This window comes from Cupriavidus sp. SHE, assembly GCF_000812445.1.
GTDB classification, from domain to species: domain Bacteria; phylum Pseudomonadota; class Gammaproteobacteria; order Burkholderiales; family Burkholderiaceae; genus Cupriavidus; species Cupriavidus metallidurans.
Map to the genome: position 1 here is coordinate 45,951 of NZ_JWMB01000047.1, position 19,738 is coordinate 65,688.

The 19,738-nt window shown below is 65.2% G+C and carries 18 protein-coding genes; 7 read left to right on the forward strand and 11 right to left on the reverse strand.

Annotation, left to right across the window (positions count from 1 at the left end; genetic code table 11):
• Window positions 1–12: 12 nt before the first annotated feature.
• Window positions 13–498, reverse strand: a complete 486-nt coding sequence (locus RN01_RS21920; protein WP_008649101.1) for a disulfide bond formation protein B — start codon at window positions 496–498, stop codon at window positions 13–15.
• Window positions 499–804: 306 nt separating this feature from the next.
• Here RN01_RS21920 and RN01_RS21925 point away from each other — a divergent pair, with 306 nt between their 5' ends.
• A complete protein-coding gene (locus RN01_RS21925; protein WP_024570876.1) occupies window positions 805–2,901 on the forward strand; it encodes a hypothetical protein in 2,097 nt (698 codons plus the stop codon).
• Window positions 2,902–2,974: 73 nt separating this feature from the next.
• Here the strand turns inward: RN01_RS21925 and radA are convergent, their stop codons facing one another.
• Both radA and alr read right to left on the reverse strand, forming a co-directional pair.
• A complete protein-coding gene (radA, locus tag RN01_RS21930) occupies window positions 2,975–4,342 on the reverse strand; it encodes a DNA repair protein RadA (RefSeq protein WP_008649103.1) in 1,368 nt (455 codons plus the stop codon).
• Entirely contained in the window at window positions 4,343–5,449 is a 1,107-nt protein-coding gene (gene alr, locus RN01_RS21935; protein ID WP_024570877.1) for an alanine racemase, read from the reverse strand.
• 459 nt (window positions 5,450–5,908) lie between these two features.
• Here alr and lplT point away from each other — a divergent pair, with 459 nt between their 5' ends.
• Window positions 5,909–7,228: a lysophospholipid transporter LplT gene (gene lplT, locus RN01_RS21940; protein WP_024570878.1), complete on the forward strand. Its 1,320-nt coding sequence runs from the start codon at window positions 5,909–5,911 to the stop codon at window positions 7,226–7,228.
• 50 nt (window positions 7,229–7,278) lie between these two features.
• Here lplT and RN01_RS21945 read toward each other — a convergent pair whose 3' ends face one another.
• Genes RN01_RS21945 through tsaB form a run of 4 tightly spaced genes read right to left on the reverse strand, consistent with a single transcriptional unit; the run spans window position 7,279 to window position 10,670 of the window.
• A complete protein-coding gene (locus tag RN01_RS21945; RefSeq protein WP_024570879.1) occupies window positions 7,279–8,388 on the reverse strand; it encodes a DUF1853 family protein in 1,110 nt (369 codons plus the stop codon).
• On the reverse strand, window positions 8,369–9,349 hold the full coding sequence (locus RN01_RS21950) for a uracil-DNA glycosylase family protein (protein ID WP_024570880.1): 981 nt from the start codon (window positions 9,347–9,349) through the stop codon (window positions 8,369–8,371). The genes RN01_RS21945 and RN01_RS21950 overlap by 20 nt, the downstream gene beginning before the upstream one ends.
• The gene (rimI, locus tag RN01_RS21955) at window positions 9,346–9,912 is read right to left on the reverse strand and encodes a ribosomal protein S18-alanine N-acetyltransferase (RefSeq protein WP_017512546.1); all 567 of its coding nucleotides are present in this window, start codon (window positions 9,910–9,912) and stop codon (window positions 9,346–9,348) included. Before rimI ends, RN01_RS21950 begins: the two co-directional genes overlap by 4 nt.
• On the reverse strand, window positions 9,909–10,670 hold the full coding sequence (tsaB, locus tag RN01_RS21960) for a tRNA (adenosine(37)-N6)-threonylcarbamoyltransferase complex dimerization subunit type 1 TsaB (RefSeq protein WP_024570881.1): 762 nt from the start codon (window positions 10,668–10,670) through the stop codon (window positions 9,909–9,911). The genes rimI and tsaB overlap by 4 nt, the downstream gene beginning before the upstream one ends.
• Before the next feature lie 194 nt (window positions 10,671–10,864).
• Between tsaB and RN01_RS21965 the strand changes: the two genes are divergently transcribed.
• A complete protein-coding gene (locus RN01_RS21965) occupies window positions 10,865–11,134 on the forward strand; it encodes an acyl-CoA-binding protein (RefSeq protein WP_008649110.1) in 270 nt (89 codons plus the stop codon).
• 9 nt (window positions 11,135–11,143) lie between these two features.
• Here RN01_RS21965 and RN01_RS21970 read toward each other — a convergent pair whose 3' ends face one another.
• Together RN01_RS21970 and RN01_RS21975 are read right to left on the reverse strand one after the other, a co-directional pair.
• Complete coding sequence (locus tag RN01_RS21970) at window positions 11,144–12,559, reverse strand: DHA2 family efflux MFS transporter permease subunit (RefSeq protein WP_223277345.1); 1,416 nt, start codon at window positions 12,557–12,559, stop codon at window positions 11,144–11,146.
• A 107-nt stretch (window positions 12,560–12,666) separates the two neighbouring features.
• Window positions 12,667–13,137: an SRPBCC family protein gene (locus tag RN01_RS21975; RefSeq protein WP_017512549.1), complete on the reverse strand. Its 471-nt coding sequence runs from the start codon at window positions 13,135–13,137 to the stop codon at window positions 12,667–12,669.
• 244 nt (window positions 13,138–13,381) lie between these two features.
• On the opposite strand from RN01_RS21975, the gene RN01_RS21980 reads away from it, so the two are divergent.
• Window positions 13,382–13,792, forward strand: a complete 411-nt coding sequence (locus tag RN01_RS21980; protein ID WP_008649113.1) for a VOC family protein — start codon at window positions 13,382–13,384, stop codon at window positions 13,790–13,792.
• Between the two features lie 112 nt (window positions 13,793–13,904).
• Here RN01_RS21980 and aceB read toward each other — a convergent pair whose 3' ends face one another.
• Both aceB and RN01_RS21990 read right to left on the reverse strand, forming a co-directional pair.
• On the reverse strand, window positions 13,905–15,488 hold the full coding sequence (aceB, locus tag RN01_RS21985) for a malate synthase A (RefSeq protein ID WP_017512550.1): 1,584 nt from the start codon (window positions 15,486–15,488) through the stop codon (window positions 13,905–13,907).
• A gap of 49 nt (window positions 15,489–15,537) precedes the next feature.
• Complete coding sequence (locus RN01_RS21990) at window positions 15,538–16,251, reverse strand: haloacid dehalogenase type II (RefSeq protein ID WP_017512551.1); 714 nt, start codon at window positions 16,249–16,251, stop codon at window positions 15,538–15,540.
• A 165-nt stretch (window positions 16,252–16,416) separates the two neighbouring features.
• Between RN01_RS21990 and RN01_RS21995 the strand changes: the two genes are divergently transcribed.
• From RN01_RS21995 to RN01_RS22005, 3 genes are all read left to right on the forward strand, one after another.
• The gene (locus RN01_RS21995; RefSeq protein WP_008649116.1) at window positions 16,417–17,376 is read left to right on the forward strand and encodes a substrate binding domain-containing protein; all 960 of its coding nucleotides are present in this window, start codon (window positions 16,417–16,419) and stop codon (window positions 17,374–17,376) included.
• 157 nt (window positions 17,377–17,533) lie between these two features.
• Window positions 17,534–17,968 (forward strand): universal stress protein, encoded by a 435-nt coding sequence (locus RN01_RS22000; RefSeq protein ID WP_008649117.1) that lies wholly within the window; start codon window positions 17,534–17,536, stop codon window positions 17,966–17,968.
• Between the two features lie 116 nt (window positions 17,969–18,084).
• On the forward strand, window positions 18,085–19,719 hold the full coding sequence (locus RN01_RS22005) for a DUF3131 domain-containing protein (RefSeq protein WP_223277315.1): 1,635 nt from the start codon (window positions 18,085–18,087) through the stop codon (window positions 19,717–19,719).
• Window positions 19,720–19,738: the final 19 nt, after the last annotated feature.

A 19,738-nucleotide genomic window follows, 5' to 3' on the forward strand; every position in this document is an offset into this window, starting at 1 on the left:
AAACCACGCCGCTCAGCGGAAATGCTTCTCGCGGCGAATCAGCCCGACGGCAAGCGTCAGCGTCAGAATCAGCAGCCAGATCAGCGACCACGCCGGAATCGAAAGGCCCAGGATGGGCGGCGTGGGTGCCGTGCACAGACCATCCGAATAGAACACCTGCGGCAGCAGCTTGGCCGTGGGCAGCGAGTTGACCCAGTTCTCCAGCGGGTCGATGCCGCAGGACGCCTTCGGGTTCATCAACAACGCCACCTGGTAGCCCGCCACGGCAATGCCGCCCACGCCGGAAAGCATCCCCAGGCCCTGCCAAAGCGTGCGCGTGTTCTGCGCGATGACCGCCAGCAACGAAAAGATACCGATACCAATGAATGCGAAGCGCTGCATGATGCAGAGCGGGCACGGTTGCAGGTTCTCCGCGTACTGCATATACAGCGCGGCACCGACCATCGCAAAGGAGACGATGGCGATCAGCAGGAAATAGGTTCGGGAATTGGCTTGCATGGGCATTGGGTGCGAATTTGCTTCGACGCGATTATTACCCATTTTCATCGATATCCCCATTGCGCCCCGGCAACCGGCCTCGCCGGCAGCTGTGGCGGATTGCCGCATCGACCCGATTCGGCATTGACCAGGTGCCCGCGCATGGTCCGCCGTCAAGCGTGGCCGGCCTTTGTGTCGCACTCGCCACACCCCACCAAAGTGGGGAACAGCATCATCGTCACGTGAATATCCTCTCGGATCGGCGAACGCAAGAAATCCAATAAGACAGCCGGACTCGCCATCCGGTACTCAGGGAAATCAAATCAAATGGGAATTCAAGAGACGTTGCGCGGGCGTGGCTCGCGCATCTGGACGCCCGTGCTCGGCGTCATGACGGTTGCGGTGATGGCGGCATGTGGTGGTGGCGGCGATAGCGGCAGCAACGGTGGCAGCAATGGCGGCGGCAGCCAGCCAGCCGCGACGGTGCAAGGCACTGCGGCATCCGGTGCATTCATGGGCGGCGCGCAGGTCACCATGTTCGATGCCGATGGCAAGACCGTCGGCACCCGCCTCGCCGACGCAAACGGACGGTACAGCTTCGACGTATCCGGCTTCCGCGCGCCGTTCGCCCTGCTGGCAACCGGCACGGCCGGTGGCGAGACCGTGACCTATGTGTCCGTGCTGCCAACCAAACCCGCGAGCGGCTCCACGGTCACGGCCAACGTAACACCGCTGACCACCGCGCTTGCGGCATTGCTCGCCGGCGGCAATCCGGTTGACCTGACCAGCGCCAGCGCGCTCAACAGCAAGGTCAGCAGCGCCGGCGTGCAGCAAGCCACGGCCGCCCTGCGTGCCGTGCTGGCCAATGTCGCTACCAGCGCCGGAATGAACGCCGGAAGCTTCGACCCGGTCTCCACCCCGCTCACCACCGAGGGCCAGGGCGCCGACGCGGTCATCGACCTCGTCCACGTGACCCTGACCGCCAACGGCGTCAAGCTGGCATCCCGGGGGGCGCAACTCACGGGCGGTTCCATTCCGGAAGCCGTGCTCGACGCCAGCGCATTGACCAAGCCGCCCGCCGCGCTGCCCACGCCAACGGCCTCAACCAATGCCCGCACGTTCGAAGCAATCCGCGCGAACCTGCAAGCCTGCTTCGCCGCCGCGCCGGCCGCACGTGCCAGCGCCACCGCGCTGCTCACGGCGTGCGCGCCGGCATTCGCCAGCGACTATCTGAACAACAGCTATTCGGCAGCCGTCGATTTCTCCGCCCTGTTCTCGTCGACCGACATGAACGGCGCCGTCTTCCAGGCCCCGGTCGTGCTGTTCAACGGCAAGGCCGATAGCGGCGAGGCCACGGCATTCGTGCGCTTCCCGTTCGTGCGTGCCGACGGCAGCACGTCGCAGTTCACCCGCCGCGTGACCAACCGCGCCGGCACGTGGACGATGACCGGCAACCAGCGCCAGTACGAAGCTGCCGTCACGCGCCGCATCAGCAAGGTGATCGAGCGCAATCCGGGTGCGGGCATCGCTTCGCGCTATGAAACCAGTCTGCGCGTGTTGCTAAATCCGCAGACCGGCCTCGGCTACAAGGCGCAGCTCGTGCGCGTCACGGGCCCCGGCCTGCCCAGCGCGGGTGTCGTGCTGGCCCGTTCGCGCGTATGCGGCTCAAGCGCCAACCTCGTGATCCAGAACCTGAACGGCTCGCTGACGTATGCCGCCAACGACCCCGTGGCGCCCAACGCGGTCATCGGCAGTTCAGGACAGTCCAGCAGCACCGTGGTGCTGGCCGCGACGCCGCTGAAAGCTGGAGACGCGCTGACTTGGTCGTCGCTGAGTTCGGGCGCCAACACCTATGCGTCGGCGCCGCTGTCCGACAACGACATCGCCGCGATCCCGACCTTCGCCAGCTACACGTTCGACGTCTGGTATCTGAACAACGATCTGTCCTACAAGACCGCTCTGCCGGCCTCGCCGGACGACTCGTTCACCGTGACGTCGTCGGGCGGCGTGCTGATGCCGTCTGTCATCGCGCGCCAGACCTGGAACGAGATCGCGGAAGGCAGCCTTGATTTCGTGACGACGGGCGGCGGCAAGACCGGCGCCCAGACCACGGTCGATGTGAACTGGACACAGAACGCCGAGCCCGTGGACCGCGCCCTCGCCTTCGGCCGCCAGTTCGCCGCCGCAGTTGCGCCCGCGCCCGCAGCAGGCGATCGCACGTTCATCCAGACCAACGTGCCGTCGTACCTGCAGCGCTCCGTCACGGTCAGCACCGCCAAGCAGGGCTCCAGCGCGTTCGTTAGCTGCAACGGCGCAACGTTCCCGACCTTCGCTTCGGCCGGAGACCAGCGCACCGTCGAACTCCGCTCGACCACGGGCGACGATACCCAGAAGTTCGTGCGGGTGGTGGGTACCTACCGCTGATCCGGCAGCGCAGGCGCCAGCGACGGCGCCAATGAAAAAGCCCCGCTTCGGCGGGGCTTTTTTTCCTTCCACGTCAGTCCAGATGCCTGACCCGGTCGATGGCCTGTTCCAGCCGGTCCACCGCGATGACCTCCAGTCCATCGATCCGCTGCTTGGGCGCGTTGGCCTTTGGGATCACCGCCATCGTGAAGCCAAGCTTGGCGGCTTCCTTGAGCCGCTCCTGTCCGCGCGGGCTCGGGCGGATTTCTCCCGCCAGGCCCACCTCGCCGAACACCACCAGGCCGCGAGGCAGCGGCTTGTTGCGCATCGACGAATGGATCGACAGCAGCACGGCCAGGTCGGCGGCCGGCTCGGTGATCTTGACCCCTCCCACCGCGTTCAGGAAGACGTCCTGGTCGAAGCACGCGATGCCCGCGTGACGATGCAGCACGGCCAGCAGCATCGCCAGCCGGTTCTGTTCCAGGCCCACGGCCAGCCGGCGCGGATTCGGCACGTTGGCGGTGTCGACCAGCGCCTGCACTTCGACCAGCAATGGCCGCGTGCCCTCCTGGGTCACCAGCACACAGGAACCGGCCACCTGCTCCTCATGCTGGGAAAGAAACAGCGCCGACGGATTGCTGATGCCGCGCAGGCCGCGCTCGGTCATCGCGAATACACCGAGTTCGTTGACCGCGCCGAAGCGGTTCTTGAACGCCCGGATCAAGCGGTGCGAGGAATGGGTGTCCCCCTCGAAGTACAGCACCGTGTCCACGATGTGTTCGAGCACGCGCGGGCCGGCCAGGCTGCCTTCCTTGGTCACGTGGCCGACCAGGATGATCGTGATGCCGGTACTCTTGGCGATCCGCGTCAGTTGCGCCGCGCATTCGCGTACCTGGGCCACGGAGCCCGGCGCGGACGTCAGCGCCTCCGAGTAAACCGTCTGGATCGAGTCGATCACGGCCACCTCGGGCTTGTCGGCCTCGAGCGTGGCCTGGATCTTCTCCAACTGAATCTCGGGCAGCAGGCCGAGCGTGGCGGCCTCCACGCCCAGGCGATGGGCGCGCAGCGCGATCTGGGCGGCGGATTCCTCGCCGCTCACATAGAGCACGCGCCGGCTGGCCGACAGGTTGGCCAGCGTCTGCAGCAGCAGGGTCGATTTACCGATGCCGGGGTCCCCGCCGATCAGCACCACCCCACCCGCCACCAGGCCGCCGCCAAGCACGCGGTCGAATTCGTCGATACCGGTCGAGAAGCGTGGCACATCGGCCGCCTCGATCTCCGACAGCTTGCGCACCACAGCGGACGTCGCCAGCGGCTGGAAACGGCGTGCCGCGGACGACCCCGAATCCGCGACCGTTTCCACCAGCGTGTTCCAGGCGTTGCACTGTGGGCACTGGCCCGCCCATCGCGGCGTGGTGCCACCGCACTCGGTGCATGTGTATACCGTCTTGGTCTTGGCCATTTATACGGCGTCGGCGGTGGTCAACGTGGCAACGGAAGTCGGCACGCGCGGCGCCAGCGCGCACATTAGTTCATAGCCAACCGTGCCGCTGGCGGCGGCCACGTCGTCGATTGGCAGACCATGGCCCCAGAGCGTGACCGGCGTGCCTACCTTGGCCTTCGGGCAGGGGGTCAGGTCGACGCAGATCATGTCCATCGACACCCGCCCCACCAATTGCGTGCGCACGCCGTCGACCAGCACCGGCGCGCGGCGCTCGCCCCAGCCCACCGCGTGGCGTGGGTAGCCGTCGGCGTAGCCGCACGCCACCACCCCGACCCGCATCGCGCGGTCGGCGGTAAACATGGAGCCATAGCCGACCGTATCGCCTGGTTGCAGATCCTGTATGCCGATCAGCTCGCTATGGAGAGACATCGCCGGTTGCAGCCCGGTCTCTGCGATATCGGACGACACCCCCGTGGGCGATCCGCCGTAGAGGATGATGCCGGGGCGCACCCAGTTGTGGTGTGCCTGCGGATGCCAGAGCACGGCGGCCGAGTTGGCCATGCTGACCTCCCCCGGCAGGTTGGCCGTGGCGGCTTCGAAGGCTTCCACCTGATGCGCAATGCCGCGCTGGCTGTCGGCATCGGAAAAGTGCGTCATGTGGACGATGCTGCCGATGCAGGACATGGTCCGGGCCCGTTCCCAGGCGGCGCGGTACTGCGCCGGACGGAAGCCCAGGCGGTTCATGCCGGTATTCAGCTTGAGCTGGATCGCCAGCGGCCCCTTGGGGCGGGCCAGCTCAAGCATCCGCAACTGCTCCTCGCAGTGCACGGCGGTGGTCAGGCGGTATTGCTCGAGCAGCGGTACATCCTGCGCCTGGAAGATGCCTTCGAGCAGCAGGATCGGGCCCTGCCACCCAAGGTCGCGCAACAGCACGGCTTCCGAGAGATCGAGCAGGCCAAACCCGTCGGCGGCCTTGAGGCCGGCAAAGACTCGGCGGATGCCGTGGCCGTAGGCGTTGGCCTTGACCACCGCCCAGATGCGGGATGCGGGTGCTTGGCGACGCACCACCTCAAGATTGTTGGCCAGCGCGGGCTGGTGGATGACGGCTTGAATGGGTCGTGGCATGGAATAAACAACTTGGGCCGGCTGCCAGATCGGTCTTGCACCATTTCAGGGAAGACCCGGTCAGCAACCTGCGGGATTCGTGCGTTGATGGGGACACCGGGCGGTGGTGGATGGCCGGCAGAAACGCCGGCCTGCGGCTCTCGCATCGCGCAGTCGATATTTGAACACAATCGGACGAAAATTCCGGGAATCCAAGCGGCGACATGCTGTCCAATGCGCGTTTCCCTGTGTGCTGAAATGTCGCGGTTTCGTGATATAAAGCCGGACGCTCCGGCAATGTTTTAAAAGAGAAGCAATATGTCAATGACGGTCAGGCAGGCGGCAAAACACGCGAATGTTGCGAAACCGCCCCACTTTGACAAAGCTGGAGCGACAGGTTCCCTGCAAGCCGCGGCGCTGCCTGCTGGCGGGCATTTGTCCGCCCAGGCGGGCTTCCGCGATGGAGACAAAGTCGAAGGTATGAAGAAGGGTTTCTACACGATCATGGCCGCGCAGTTTTTTTCGTCGCTGGCCGACAATGCGCTGCTCATTGCCGCCATTGCCCTTCTCACTGAATTGCATTCCCCGCAGTGGATGACTCCGCTGCTCAAGCTGTTCTTCGTGCTGTCCTATGTGGTGCTGGCTGCCTTTGTGGGCGCCTTCGCGGACTCGATGCCCAAGGGCAAGGTTATGGCGATCACCAACACGATCAAGATAGTCGGGTGCGCCATCATGATGTTCGGGCTGCACCCGCTGCTGGCCTACGGGATCGTCGGGTTCGGTGCAGCGGCCTATTCGCCGGCCAAGTACGGCATCCTGACCGAACTGCTGCCCCCCGAGAAACTGGTCATGGCGAACGGGTGGATCGAAGGCCTCACCGTGGGCTCGATCATCCTGGGCACCGTAGTGGGCGGCGCGCTGATCTCGGTTCACGTCTCCACCATTCTGCTGCACTTCGACATGCCGTACATCGACACCGGCATCAATACGCCGGCCGAAGCGGCGATGGTGGTGATCATGTTCTTCTACGTGATCGCGTCGATTTTCAACCTGTTCATTCCGGACACCGGCGCCCGCTATCCCCAGCAGGAGAAGAACCCGGTCAAGCTGATCGCGGAGTTCGGCGACTGCTTTATCGCGCTCTGGCGCGACAAGCTCGGCCAGATCTCGCTGGCGGTCACCACCCTGTTCTGGGGCGTGGGCGCCACGCTGCAGTTCATCGTGCTCAAATGGGCGGAAAAGTCACTCGGCCTGAACCTGTCGCAGGGCGCGCTGCTGCAAGCCGTAGTGGCCGTGGGCGTGGCCGTGGGCGCGATCATGGCTGCGGCAAGGATTCCGCTGCGCAAGTCGCTGTCCGTGCTGCCGTTTGGCGTGGCCATGGGCGTGACGGTGATGATCATGGCGTTCTATACCAAGGACACCATTCCGGATGTGACGCTGGACCTGTTCGGCCTGCACATGCCGCTGTACATGGCCATCGCCTACGTGTTCCTGATGATCGTCGGCGCGATGTCCGGCTATTTCGTGGTGCCGATGAACGCGCTGCTGCAGCACCGCGGCCACGTGCTGCTCTCGGCGGGTCACTCGATCGCGGTACAGAACTTCAACGAGAATGTGTCGGTGCTGCTGATGCTGTGCCTGTACGCGCTGCTGATCAAACTGAATGTGCCGATCGGGTTCGTGATCGTGGCGCTGGGCCTGTTCATCTGCGCGACCATGCTGCTGGTCATGCGCCTGCACAAGCACAATGTGAAGATCTACAACTCGCTGGCGATGATCGGCGAGGACAAGCACCACTGACCCAGACGGGGCCCGCAGCCCTGCTGGCGGGGACCACCGCCCCGCCCCAGTCAATCCCTGCGCGCCCGTTCGATGGCGCGCGCTTCCCAGCCGGGCGGCACGACGAAGCCGCGCGAACGCTCCACCCAAATACCGGGCTGATCGGTCCCGGCGGGCTCCAGTTCACAAACCATGACAGGCGCATCACGCCGCCAGCCGTGGTCCGGATGCGCGTCGGTAAAGCGTTCCGTCAGCACCGCATGAAGCACTTCCGCTGATTCGGTTTCGGCCTCCGGCACGCGCGCGCCAGACAGCCAGTCTGCACGCTGCAGGCGGCACCAGCGCGCCGCGCCACTCCCCTGACCTGCCCGCTCCGACGCACGGCCCATCCAGGCATCCAGCGTGGACCACCAGCCACGCTGGTGATCGGGGGCGATACCCAGCACATCCAGCCCCGGCGGCGTCACCCCTTCCCGATAGAACAGCCAGCCCAGCAGATAGACCTCGCTCCGGTCGATCGCATGGCCGAGCGCGGCCTTCGCCTCTGCGGTGCGGCCCAGCGGCAATTGCCGGCGCACGATATGGTCAAGCTTGTCGCCCAGCCGATCTACGAGATTCGGCCCGACAAACGCGCGAAGGTCGAGCCACCGGTCCTCGATGCCATCGACCATCAAATAGAACTTGGCCGCCATTTCCCAATGCACGGTTTCCATGACGGCGGGATCGCGCCAGACGACGTCGAGTTCGCCGAGCGTCTGCACGCCATGCCCATTGGCGCGGCGGATCGGCACGTTGGCGGCCAGCAGTTCAATGCCCGGCGCATGGTCCAAGGCGAAGTGCAGCAACCGTTCGGCATGGCGGCCCAGCCGGAGGCTGCGACCCTCGTTGGCATCCGCGTGGTGGCTCAGTTCGGTGATGGTCTCGGGGAGCGTGGACGGATCGGCCTGGGCCAGCCAGTCCTGCCATGCGGCGCGCACACCGGCTGGCCATTGCGCCACGCGCACAACATCGGCCCCATCCGGCAGCCGGGAAAGCAGCGGCGTTGACAAGGAACTCCACGCCAGATCGCGGGTACGCTGCGACGGCGCGCGCCGCCAAAGCGGCGTCTGCCCGTCGGCGCCGGTCAGTGCCGGCCCGCCCGGGGCGATGCCCTGCGCGAGATCAGGCTTGAGCTCCCGCACGATCGTGTACCTCGCGGGCCAGGCAAAGATCTTCCCAGGCGCGTGCCTTGTCGGTCAGCGTGCGCAGCAGATAGGCCGGGTGATAGGTCACCACCACCGGGATGCCCTCATAGCTATGCACCGCGCCGCGCAGCTTGCCGATCGGCGTGGTGGAACGCAGCAGCGACTGCGCCGCGAAGCGGCCCAGAACCACGATCACCTTCGGCTTGATCAGCGCGATCTGGCGCTTCAGATACGGTTCGCATTGCGCCACTTCACCCTGCTCGGGATTGCGATTGCCGGGCGGACGGCATTTGAGTACGTTGGCGATATAGACGTTGCGGCCACGCGCCAGGCCCAGGGCCCCCAGCATGTTGTCGAGCAGCTTGCCAGCCTGGCCGACGAACGGCTCGCCTTGCAGGTCCTCGTTCTCGCCAGGCGCCTCGCCGACCAGCATCCATTCGGCCTGCTGATCACCGACACCAAACACGGTGTTCGTGCGCGTCGAGCACAAGCCACAGGCCGTGCATCCGGCCACGCTGTCGGCCAGCACCGGCCAGTCCATCGTGGCAATCGACGCTTCCCGGCCATCCTGCGCCGGCGCCAGTGCGATCGGCACCGGCACTTCCACCGCATGGGCTGGGCCAGGGGCATCGAAGGCTTCGATCGTTTCCGCGACCTCCGCCTCGTTGACGGCGTGCACGGTATCCGGTGCCGCGGCAGGTTTGCCAATGTCAGCGATTTCCGCGACATCAGCGACATCGGCGACGGCGGCAACTTCGGCGACGTCCGCCAAACGCGGCGCAACGGGTAAAGACACCGCAACCTGCGCGGGCTCCGCCGACGGGCGCTCGACAACGGCGACCTCTTCAGCTATTTCGGCGACTTCGGCCTGAGCAAGTTCAGTGGCTTCCGACGCCCTGCGAGGCACCCACTCGGCCGGGATGCCAAGCACCTCGAGGAACATGGCCCGACGGTTCATACCGTACCCTCCTCGGTCGACAATGCCGCCGACGGGTCCGCCGACCAGTCGCGACGCAGCACCAGCGCGTCCTCGCGCCCGAGCGCCGTGGCCGGGTAGTAGCCCTTGCGGCGGCCAATTTCCACGAACCCGGCCTCCATGTACAGCGCCAGCGCACCGGTATTCGACGGGCGAACCTCCAGCAGCATGGTATGAAGCTGGTGAGCGTGCGTGGTAGCCAGCGCGATGCCCAGCAGCAACCGGCCATAGCCATGCCGCTGGAACGCCGGATCGATGGTGATGTTGAGCAGGTGCATCTCGTCGACCACTGGCATCAGCATGACGTAGCCAATCAGCGCCGTCGACGGATCGCGCAAGGTCAGCCCGAGATGACCGGCCTTGAGCGAATTCTCGAAGTTACCGCGTGTCCAGGGATGGCTGAAGGCCCGTTGTTCGATTTCAGCCACCGCCTCCACGTCCAGCGCGCTCATCCGATCCAGCGCCCAGCCCGCGGGCAGCGCCGGCATGGTCGGGGTCTCCGGCCAGATGGGCTGATCGGGAACCGGCGCGATGGCGACACTCACGCTGCATCTCCAACTTTTGCCGCGGCGGCCTTGGCGGCGGCAACCGCCTCGCGCTCGGCGATGGTCTGGGCGACCTTGTCGCGTACGTAGAACGGCATGGCATCCGCGGCGTCGATGGTCTCGCCGCGCGCCAGCGCGCGCAGGCCGATCGTTACCATGGCGCGTGCGTCAGGCATGGCCTCCGGCACCACGCGCCCTGCCTGGGCCGCGACGGCCAGCCGCTCGCCGAACACCTGCGCCGCGTTGCCCGCGATCCAGAAATCGCCGTCGGGCCGCGTCACGGCCTCCGGCGCGACAACCTGCATGTCGCCGTCCATGCGCCATTCGTTGGCAGCATCTTCCCAGCGGAACGCGGCGGCATAGGCTTCGTCCATGCGCGCATCCAGCGCGACTAGCACCGCCGTGCCGGCGGGCAACAACGGCGTGCCCGCACGCGCACTTTCCGCGCAGGCCATCAACACATTGACGGGAATGACCGGCAGCCCGGCGCCAAACGCCAGGCCTTGCGTGACACCGCAGGCCGTGCGCAGGCCCGTGAACGAACCGGGGCCGGCACCAAAGGCAATAGCGGCGCAATCGGCCAGGCGGATACCGGCCTCGGCCAGCACTTCGCCCACGGCCGGCAGCACGCGCGACGACGACCGCGCGCCGGTATGCTCATGACGGGAGAAACACTCGATAGCACCGTCTGCTCCGGCGCGTCCGAGTGCGACGGAACACCACTCAGTGGAGGTTTCGACAGCAAGAATCCAGGACATGGCGCGATTGTATCCGTTGCCGGGCCAAAGCTGTAAGGCGCCGACGCCCGGTGGCAGCCTTGCGAACAGCATCGCTTCGGCCATCCGCCAACCGGCGCAACCGAGCGGTTCCTCGGTTTTTTTGCGCTGATACAGCCGACGCCGCCGCTTATCATCGCAGACTGTACTGATCCACCGCCCTACCGGAGATATTCATGAGCGACCTGCAGACCCGTTTCGACCAGGCCCAGATCGACGTCAAGACGCTGAGCGAGCGTCCCAACAACATGACGCTGCTGCGTCTGTACGCGCTGTACAAGCAAGGCGCCGAAGGCGATGCCCACGGCGACAAGCCGGGCATGACCGACTTCGTGGGCCGCTACAAGTTCGAGGCCTGGGAAGCCCTCAAGGGCACCGGCCGCGAGGAAGCGATGCAGAAGTACATCGAACTCGTGACCGACCTGCTCGAAGGCAAGGCCAGCTGATCAAGCTGATCAATCAGCCGGCACTGGCCGCGGGCGGATGCGCCAGGCGGCCAGGATGGCCGTGGCAATCACCACGCCCACGGCCAGGAAAGTCTCATCGAAAGCCTGGATGCGCGCGGCTTGTGCCGCCACGTCACCACCCTTGCCAAGCACGGCACCGTGTTCGGCAAGGCGCCATTGCAGCCCCACTCCAGCCAGACTCACGCCGATCGCCCCGCCCAGTTGCCGCACGAAGTTGATGCAGCTCGAGCCCTGCGCGATCATGGAGAAATCCACCCCGCGCATCGAGCCCATCGTCAGCGAGGGCAGGACGCAGCCCAGGCCGATCCGGCCGATCACCGCATATAAGACCAGCAGCAGGTATGGCGTAGCCGTCGACCCGGTGGCCATGAGCAGGAACGACCCCGCAAGCAGCGCCAGCCCGAACGACACCTGCCGGTGCGGCGGGACCCGGCTGGTCAGGCGCCCGGCCACGGCAATCGTCACCGCCAGCGCAACGCCAGCCGGCATCAGCACGATGCCCGCGGCCGACGGCGTATAGGACAGCGCCATCTGCATGTAGACCGGCAGCAGGTACGTGGAGCCAAACAGCCCCGCCCCGTAAATGAACGCCACGATGGCGCCGGCCGAGAACTGCCGGTAGCTGTACAGCCGCATGTTCATCAGCGGATACGGCGCGCGCAGTTGCCAGAACACGAATCCAGCAAGCATGACCACGCCCAGGGCGACCAGTCCAATCCCGGAATGCACGTCGCCGCGCATCTCCACCAGCCCGTTGAGCAGGCTGACAGTCGCCACGCCGACCAGCATCAGGCCGCGCCAGTCCAGCGGCTTGCGCTCACCCATCATCGCGGAGTCCACCGCCATGAAGCGGCGCGCCATCGCCAGGGCGATCAGCGTCAGCGGCACCACCACGAAGAAGATCGAGCGCCAGCCGAATGTCTCGACGAGAAAGCCGCCCACGCTGGGCCCGACGGCCGGCGCCAGCACCACACCGAAGCCGAACAGCGACAGTGCTTTGCCCTGCTCGCGTTCGTCGAACACACGCAGGATGAAGATATTGGGCAGCGGCTGCATGATGCCCGCCGCGACGCCTTCGGCCACACGCATCGCCAGCATCACGCCGAAGGTGGGCGCGACACCACCTATCAGGCCGCCCGCACCAAGCAGCGCGAGCGCGCCGATGAAGGTCCTGCGCAGGCCATATCGATTCAGCAGCCAAGGGGTGAGCAGCATCGACAGCGTCATGGCGATCATGAAGCTGGCCGCCACCCATTGGGCGCGCTCCTGGCCGAGCAGGAAATGCCGGCTCAGGTCTGGAATGGCGACATTGACGATGGTCGACGACACGATGGAGGACACCGTGCCAAGCATCAACGTCAACAGGATCAGCCAGCGCAGGCGATCGCCATAGCGCGCGCGCAGTTGCGCGCGCGTGGGCCCACCGCGGCGCGGCCCTCCGCCGCCACCGCCGTGGTTGCCGCCTCCGGATTCCCCGCTGCCAGTACCTGCCGGCGCGGTGGATTCGCGCTTCACCCGAGCTGCCCCGTCGCGGCGATCTCCCGGATCTTGCGCACGGTGTCGAGGTCGGCCTCGTGGTAGGCGGATTTGACGATCTCGGCGTAGCGGTCATCGCCGCTAGCGTCGACGTTCGGCATCGTGGTCTCGTAGATGAAACGCACCAGCAACGCGCCCGGCCCCGGGGTCTCGATGATCATGGTCAGCGTGCCGCCCGCATGCTCGACTGTGGCTGCCGATTCGTACCGCACGGCGCGGCGCGGCTCGAATACGACCCGGTCGCGTATGTTGGCCTGACCGAAATGCAGCACGCGCTCGATCCAGCCGTCACCCCGTTCCACGATCTCTGCCCGGTCCAGCCCGAGCATGAACAACTCTGGCGACTCCGCGCGCAACACCAGTCCCTGCCAGAGTTGGTCCGCGGTCAGCGGCTCCAGCGTGGGGTTGGCCGGGTCATTGATCTCCACCAGGTGCTCGAAACGCAACTTTATTCTCCCAATCGTGAATGTCCGTATTATGAGGCCTCTCGCGTGCCAACGTCGGTGGCTTTTGACCCGGATCGGGTCGATCGCGGGTGGGCATTCGCGCATCACTCCTGACAGCTTTTGTCAGGAGCCTGGGCGCACAATGCTCGCCCGGTACCGGCATGGAGTCAGGAGCCGTCAGGAGCGGCCGCCGACATGGCCCCGGCACCGGAAACATCGCCCAGAAGGCGCTCAGGAGGCAGGCATGGAGTTGTTGATCAACATCGACGTCGATGACCTCGAACGCGGCATCGGCTTCTATGAGACAGGACTGGGGATGCGGCTCGCCCGCACCCTCTTCGACGGCACGGTGGCGGAAATGCACGGCGCCTGCGCGCCGGTCTTTCTGCTGGCAAAACCGCCCGGCACATTCGCCACCACGCGAAGCGACAGCCGGCGCGACTACGCCCGCCACTGGACGCCGGTGCATCTGGATTTCGTGGTCGAATCGCTGGAACCGGCGATCGAGCGCGCGCTCGGCGCAGGAGCGGAACTGGAAGACTGGCCGCGTGATTTCGACTGGGGCCGGCAGGCCATGCTGTCCGACCCATTCGGACACGGACTCTGCTTCATCGAGTGGAAAGGCGATGGCTATGGCGCCAACGCGGAGCGCTGAGCGGGCGCTGGCCATGGCCACGCCCCCACCGCGATGCTCTTATCCAGTCACGGCGGCAAAAAAAATCCCACGGCTCATCACCGTGGGATTTTTTTCAGGCTGACGCCCGGACTCAGACTTCTTCGTACAGCGGCAGCGTCAGGAATTCGGCAAAGTCTTCCGAAGTCGACATCTGCTCGAAGATCTGCGCGGCACGGTCGTACGTGGCGCCTGCGCCCACCACTTCGCGGACCTTGGCCAGCTCTTCCGGAATCAGCGCGCGCACCATCTCGGCGGTCACCTTGCGGCCGTCTTCCAGCTTGCCCTTCGGCGAGCGGATCCACTGCCACACCTGCGAGCGCGAGATCTCGGCGGTGGCGGCGTCTTCCATCAGGTTGTGGATCGGCACGCAGCCATTGCCAGCCAGCCAGGCGCCCAGGTAGTGGATGCCGACGTTGATGTTCATGCGCAGGCCGGCTTCGGTGATCGGCGCTTCCGGCTGGAAGTTCAGCAGGTCGGCACCCTTCACTTCGACGTCCGGACGTTGCTTGTCGAACTGGTTCGGGCGGTCGCCCAGCACGTCCACGAATTCCTTCATTGCCGGCTCGACCAGACCCGGGTGGGCCACCCAGCCGCCGTCGTAGCCGTCGGTGGCGTCACGGCGCTTGTCGCCGATGATGCCCTGCATGGCGATGGCGTTCTTCTCCGGATCGTTCTTGATCGGGATCAGCGCGCTCATGCCGCCGATTGCAGGCGCGCCGCGCTTGTGGCAGGTCTTCAGCAGCAGCAGCGCGTAGGCGCGCATGAACGGCGAGGTCATCGTCACCTTGGCGCGATCAGCCAGGCAGAAGTTCTTGTCGACCTTGAACTTCTTGATGCACGAGAAGATGTAGTCCCAACGGCCGGCGTTCAGGCCAGCGCTGTGGTCGCGCAGTTCGTACAGGATTTCTTCCATCTCGAACGCGGCCAGGATCGTCTCGATCAGCACAGTGGCCTTGACCGTGCCTTGCGGCAGACCGATTTCGTTCTGCGCCATCACGAAGATGTCGTTCCACAGACGCGCTTCCAGATGGCTTTCCATCTTCGGCAGGTAGAAGAACGGGCCGGCGCCGCGGGCAATCTGCTCCTTGGCGTTGTGGAACAGGAACAGCGCGAAGTCGAAGATGCCGCCCGAGACGCGCTTGCCGTCGATCGTGACGTGCTTCTCGTCCAGGTGCCAGCCGCGCGGACGCACCTGCAGCGTGGCGATCTTGTCGTTGAGCTTGTAGTGCTTGCCGTTGCTGTCCAGCGTCAGCGTGCGGCGCACGGCGGACTTCAGGTTCACCTGACCCTGCATCTGGTTGTGCCAGTTCGGGGTGTTGGAGTCCTCGAAGTCGGTCATGTAGCTGTCAGCGCCCGAGTTGAAGGCGTTGATCACCATCTTGGCTTCGACCGGACCGGTGATTTCCACGCGGCGGCATTCCAGCGCCTTCGGCACCGGCGCAACCTTCCAGTCACCTTCGCGGATGCTCTTGGTTTCCGGCAGGAAGTCGGGCAGTTCGCCGGCGTCGAGGCGCTTGGTGCGCGCCACGCGCGCGGCCAGCAGTTCCTGACGGCGGGCCTCGAAGGCACGGTGCAGCTTGTCGACCAGGGCCAGGGCTTCCGGCGTCAGGATGTCTTCATAAGCCGGCAGAATCTCGCCGGTAATCTTCATGCCCGCGGGCAGCGTGATAGCCATCAGTCATCTCCTGTAGGTGCGATGGTGTGTTAAGGGTTGGCCTGGCTCGTCAGAGCGCAACGCCAGTGGCGGCAACCAGTGGCGAAGCGAAAGCAAGCAGGTCGTTCATGTCATGCCCGGTACCGGTGGGCGCCACGTCGAGGCGCTCCGCCGGATGACCGGCACGATTGATCCAGAAAGTGGTGTAGCCAAACCAGGTGGCGCCACAGGCATCCCAGCAGTTGGACGAGACAAAAAGGATCTCGCCAGCAGGCAGGTTGAACGCTTGCGGCCCCAGCGCGTACGCAGCCGGCGAAGTCTTGTACTGGCGCACCGGATCGACCGACAGCACGTGGTCGAACAGTCCGTGCATCCCCGCGCTCTTCACAGCGATGTCGAGCATCTCCGGATTGCCGTTGGACAGGATGCCGAGCGGCAAATTCGCCCGGCGCAGCCGCTTGAGCGCGCCAAGGTTCTCCGGAAACGCCGACAGGCACGCGTATTCCTTCAGCAGCTGCGCTTCCGCCGCTTCGTCGAGCGGCAGTCCGAGCCGTTCGGCCGCGTAGCGCAGCGCATCGATCGTGATGTCCCAGAACGGCTTGTAGCGCGATCCGTCTGGCGCGGCGAGCGAACGCAGCCGCGAGTAGTCGATCTGCCGCTCGCGCCACAGCAGGGCCAGCGCCTCGCCCTTGCCGGGGAACAGTTGCTCCGCGCGCGCCGTGACCGAATACACGTCGAACAGCGTGCCGTAAGCATCGAAAACTACCGCGCGAATCTTGCTCATCTAACGACCGGATCGACTGAATGGACCTGTACACGATTGAATGCATCGAATTGTAGTGAGACGTTGCAGTGCGGCAAAGCCAAGGCTGGTCACTTGATCTTTTACTTTTGCACCACTAATCTTGCCCAACTTGACCTCGACTTATGTATCAACCGGCGAACATCCGTGGCTCAATTCAAGCAGTTGGAGACCTTTGTATCGGTCGCATCACGTGGCAGCCTGTCTGCCGCCGCAGCCGCTGAGGGCGTCGCGCCCGCGATCATTGGGCGCCGCATCGATGCGCTCGAAGAACGGCTCGGCGTGAAGTTGCTGGTACGCACCACGCGCAAGATCACCCTGACCTTTGAAGGCTCGGCGTTCCTGGAGGATTGCCAGCGCATCCTCAATGACCTTCACAACGCCGAAGCCAGCGTCTCCGCCGGCGGCGTCAAGGCCAGCGGCCACCTGCGCATCACCGCGCCGGCTGGCTTCGGCCGCAAGCACGTGGCACCGCTGGTCCCCCTGTTCATCGAATCGCATCCTGACGTCACACTCACGCTAGATCTCTCCGACCGCGTTGTCGATCTGGTCAACGAAGGCTTCGACTGCGCGATCCGGCTTGGCGACCTGCCCGATTCGAGCCTGGTCTCCATCCGGCTGGCGGAAAACCGCCGCGTCGTCGTCGCCTCCCCCGAATACCTGGCGCGTGCCGGCACGCCGACACAGCCCGAGGAACTGGCACGTCACAATTGTCTGGCCTTCGGCGCCAGCGCCAACGTTCAACGCGGCTGGGTCTTCCAGCAGGACGGCCGGGCCACTACCGTCAAGGTAGGCGGCAATATGGAATGCACGGACGGCGCTGTGCTCCACGAGTGGTGCCTCGGCGGCTACGGACTCGCCTGGCGTTCCTGGTGGGAAGTCGGCCAGGAAATCGCCAGTGGCCGACTTGTGACCGTGCTCGACGAATTCCAGGCGCCGCCGATCGGCATCCACGCCGTCTTTCCGCAACGCAAGCACCTGCCGCTGCGCGTCCGCCTGTTTATCGACCACCTCAAGAACACCTACGGCAACCCCGCCTACTGGCGCCGCGCCGAAATGGCGCAACCCAGCACAAACGCCGGCGTCGATATCACCGCACCTGCCTAGATCGATGGCTACCGCCTGCGCCGCTGTCACGATGCGTCTAGTGCTTTCCCTCACGCATTGATATTTCGCAATGGCGCACAGCGCACTCTGACTACAATCAAGTCAGACAGGCGCTGCACGGCCTGGTCCCCCATCTACTCACAAAAGGAGGTCCGGTATGTTCAAGCACATTCTGCTGCCCACCGACGGCTCGGAGCTGTCCAAGAAAGCCATCGACGGCGGTCTTGAACTGGCCAAGGCCATCGGTGCCCGCGTGACCGCCTACGTCTGTCTCGAGGAATATCCGTACACACCCTTCAGCGAGATCGTGGTCGAGGCTCCGCAAGCGTTCAAGGAACGCATCGAGAACCAGGCCAGGCTCTACCTGAAGGAAATCGAGAACGCCGCCGTGGCGGACGGCCTGCCGTTCGATGCCGACATGACCACATTCGCGGTGCCCTATCTCGGCATCATCGACGCGGCGGAACGCCATGGCTGCGATGTCATCTTCATGGCATCCCACGGCCGGCGCGGCCTGTCGGGCCTGCTGCTCGGCAGTGAAACGCAGAAGGTGCTGACCCACACTGACATCCCGGTGATTGTCTATCGATGACACGGTCCCGATGTTGCATTTCACCGCAATAACACGCCAAGAATTCGGCATAGTACGATTCTAATTGTGCGCGATCCCGCCAAGAATGCGTCATTCGACTCATTCTTGGCTAGATCATGGCATACCATGTCCCGGGACTCTCCTTTGATTGGGGACTCTCCTTTGCGCGCCGGGCGTTCTGCATCGGCATCAGCGCGCTGCTGATGGCCTGCGGCGGCGGCGACACGGCGGCCGTCACGACGGACACCCCAGCCGCCCCGTCCAGCACGGGAGATGTTCCCAATCCCGCACCCGCTCCCCAGCCCGACCCAAAGCAAGGCGATACGGCGACGACGCCTGTACCGGAGCCTGTACCGGAGCCTGTGCCGGAGCCTGTGCCGGAGCCTGTGCCAGTGCCGCCGGCTCCCGAACCTGACCCGGAGCCCACGGGCGAGCATGGGCCCCCTCACGCTGCGCTCAAGGTCCAGGCGCGCGAGTACGCGCTGGCGCTATGGAAAGCGTCCGAGACGCTGGACCCGAAGGGCCGCGCCCTGCCTTCCAACCGTGCATGCCTGAACGCCAATGGCGTGGCGTCGGCCTATCCGTGGATCTTCACCGGCAACATCGGCCAGCACATCCAGAACCTCACGGCGGCACGGGATCTCGGCTTCATTCCGCCCGACGAGGCCGAGCAGCGCGTTGCCCACCTGCTGACCACCATCGCCACACTCCAGCAGAAAGCCGGGCGAAAAGGCGCCATCGGCGGCTTGCTGCTTGGCGCGACGGACAGCAACACGGCCGAGCCGAGCGGCGATGTCGGGTCGATCGAGAACGCGTGGCTGGCCGTCAGCCTTGCCTTAGCCAAACAGGCGTACCCCGCGCTCGCCGGGCAAGCGCAGACCATACTCGGCCAGATGCGGTTCGACTCGATGCTGAACCCCGCCAACCAGCGATACTTCATTTCGTACAACCCCAAGACCCAGGCGCACCAGGGCGGCACGTACGGGCTGCTGGGCGAAACGCGGCTGCTGGCCTACGCCGGCATCGCGCTCGGGCAGGTGCCGCGCAGCCAGTACTTCCACATCGGCCGGGTGCCGCTCAGGGCCGCCGGAAAGATCGACGAATCGAAATACCGGACCTACGAAGGCGTGCGCGTCTATGAAGACACATGGCAGTACGGCGGACTGCGCTTCATGCCGACCAACGGCGGTTCCGTATTCGAGACCTTTACGGTGCCGGTCGTGATTTCCGAGGCCAAGTGGGGTGTCAACAACTGGGGCCGTTCGCATCCCAACCTGGCCAAGGCACACATCCAGTACGGCAAGGACAATTTCGATGGCTACTGGGGCTTCTCGCCCGCCACCATCCCGTCCACCAGCGGGTACACGGAGTTCGGCGCGCCGCCGTTGTCGGTGGGCGGCTACCGCCCAGACGGGAACCGTGAATCCACACGCGCCGGGCCGGTTGTGTCGATCTATTCCGTGCTGCTGCTAATCGAGGAGCAACCGGAGGCCACCATGGCCAACATGGAACGCCTGCTCAAGAACTTCCCGACGCTGAATCATCCGGTCTACGGCATGATGGACAGCGTCGCCGTGCAAGACGGCACGGTCGCCAAATGTATCCTGCATGCCAACACCACGTGGGCGCTCGGCGCCGTGACCAACTTCCTTACCGATGGCAAGCTGCGCGGCTATGTGGATAAGGAGTGGGGCCACGCGCTCCAGCCGCTGCTCGAACTCGAAGAGTTCTACTTCCCGGCGAACACGTAAGCCGGCCAGCCCGCACCAA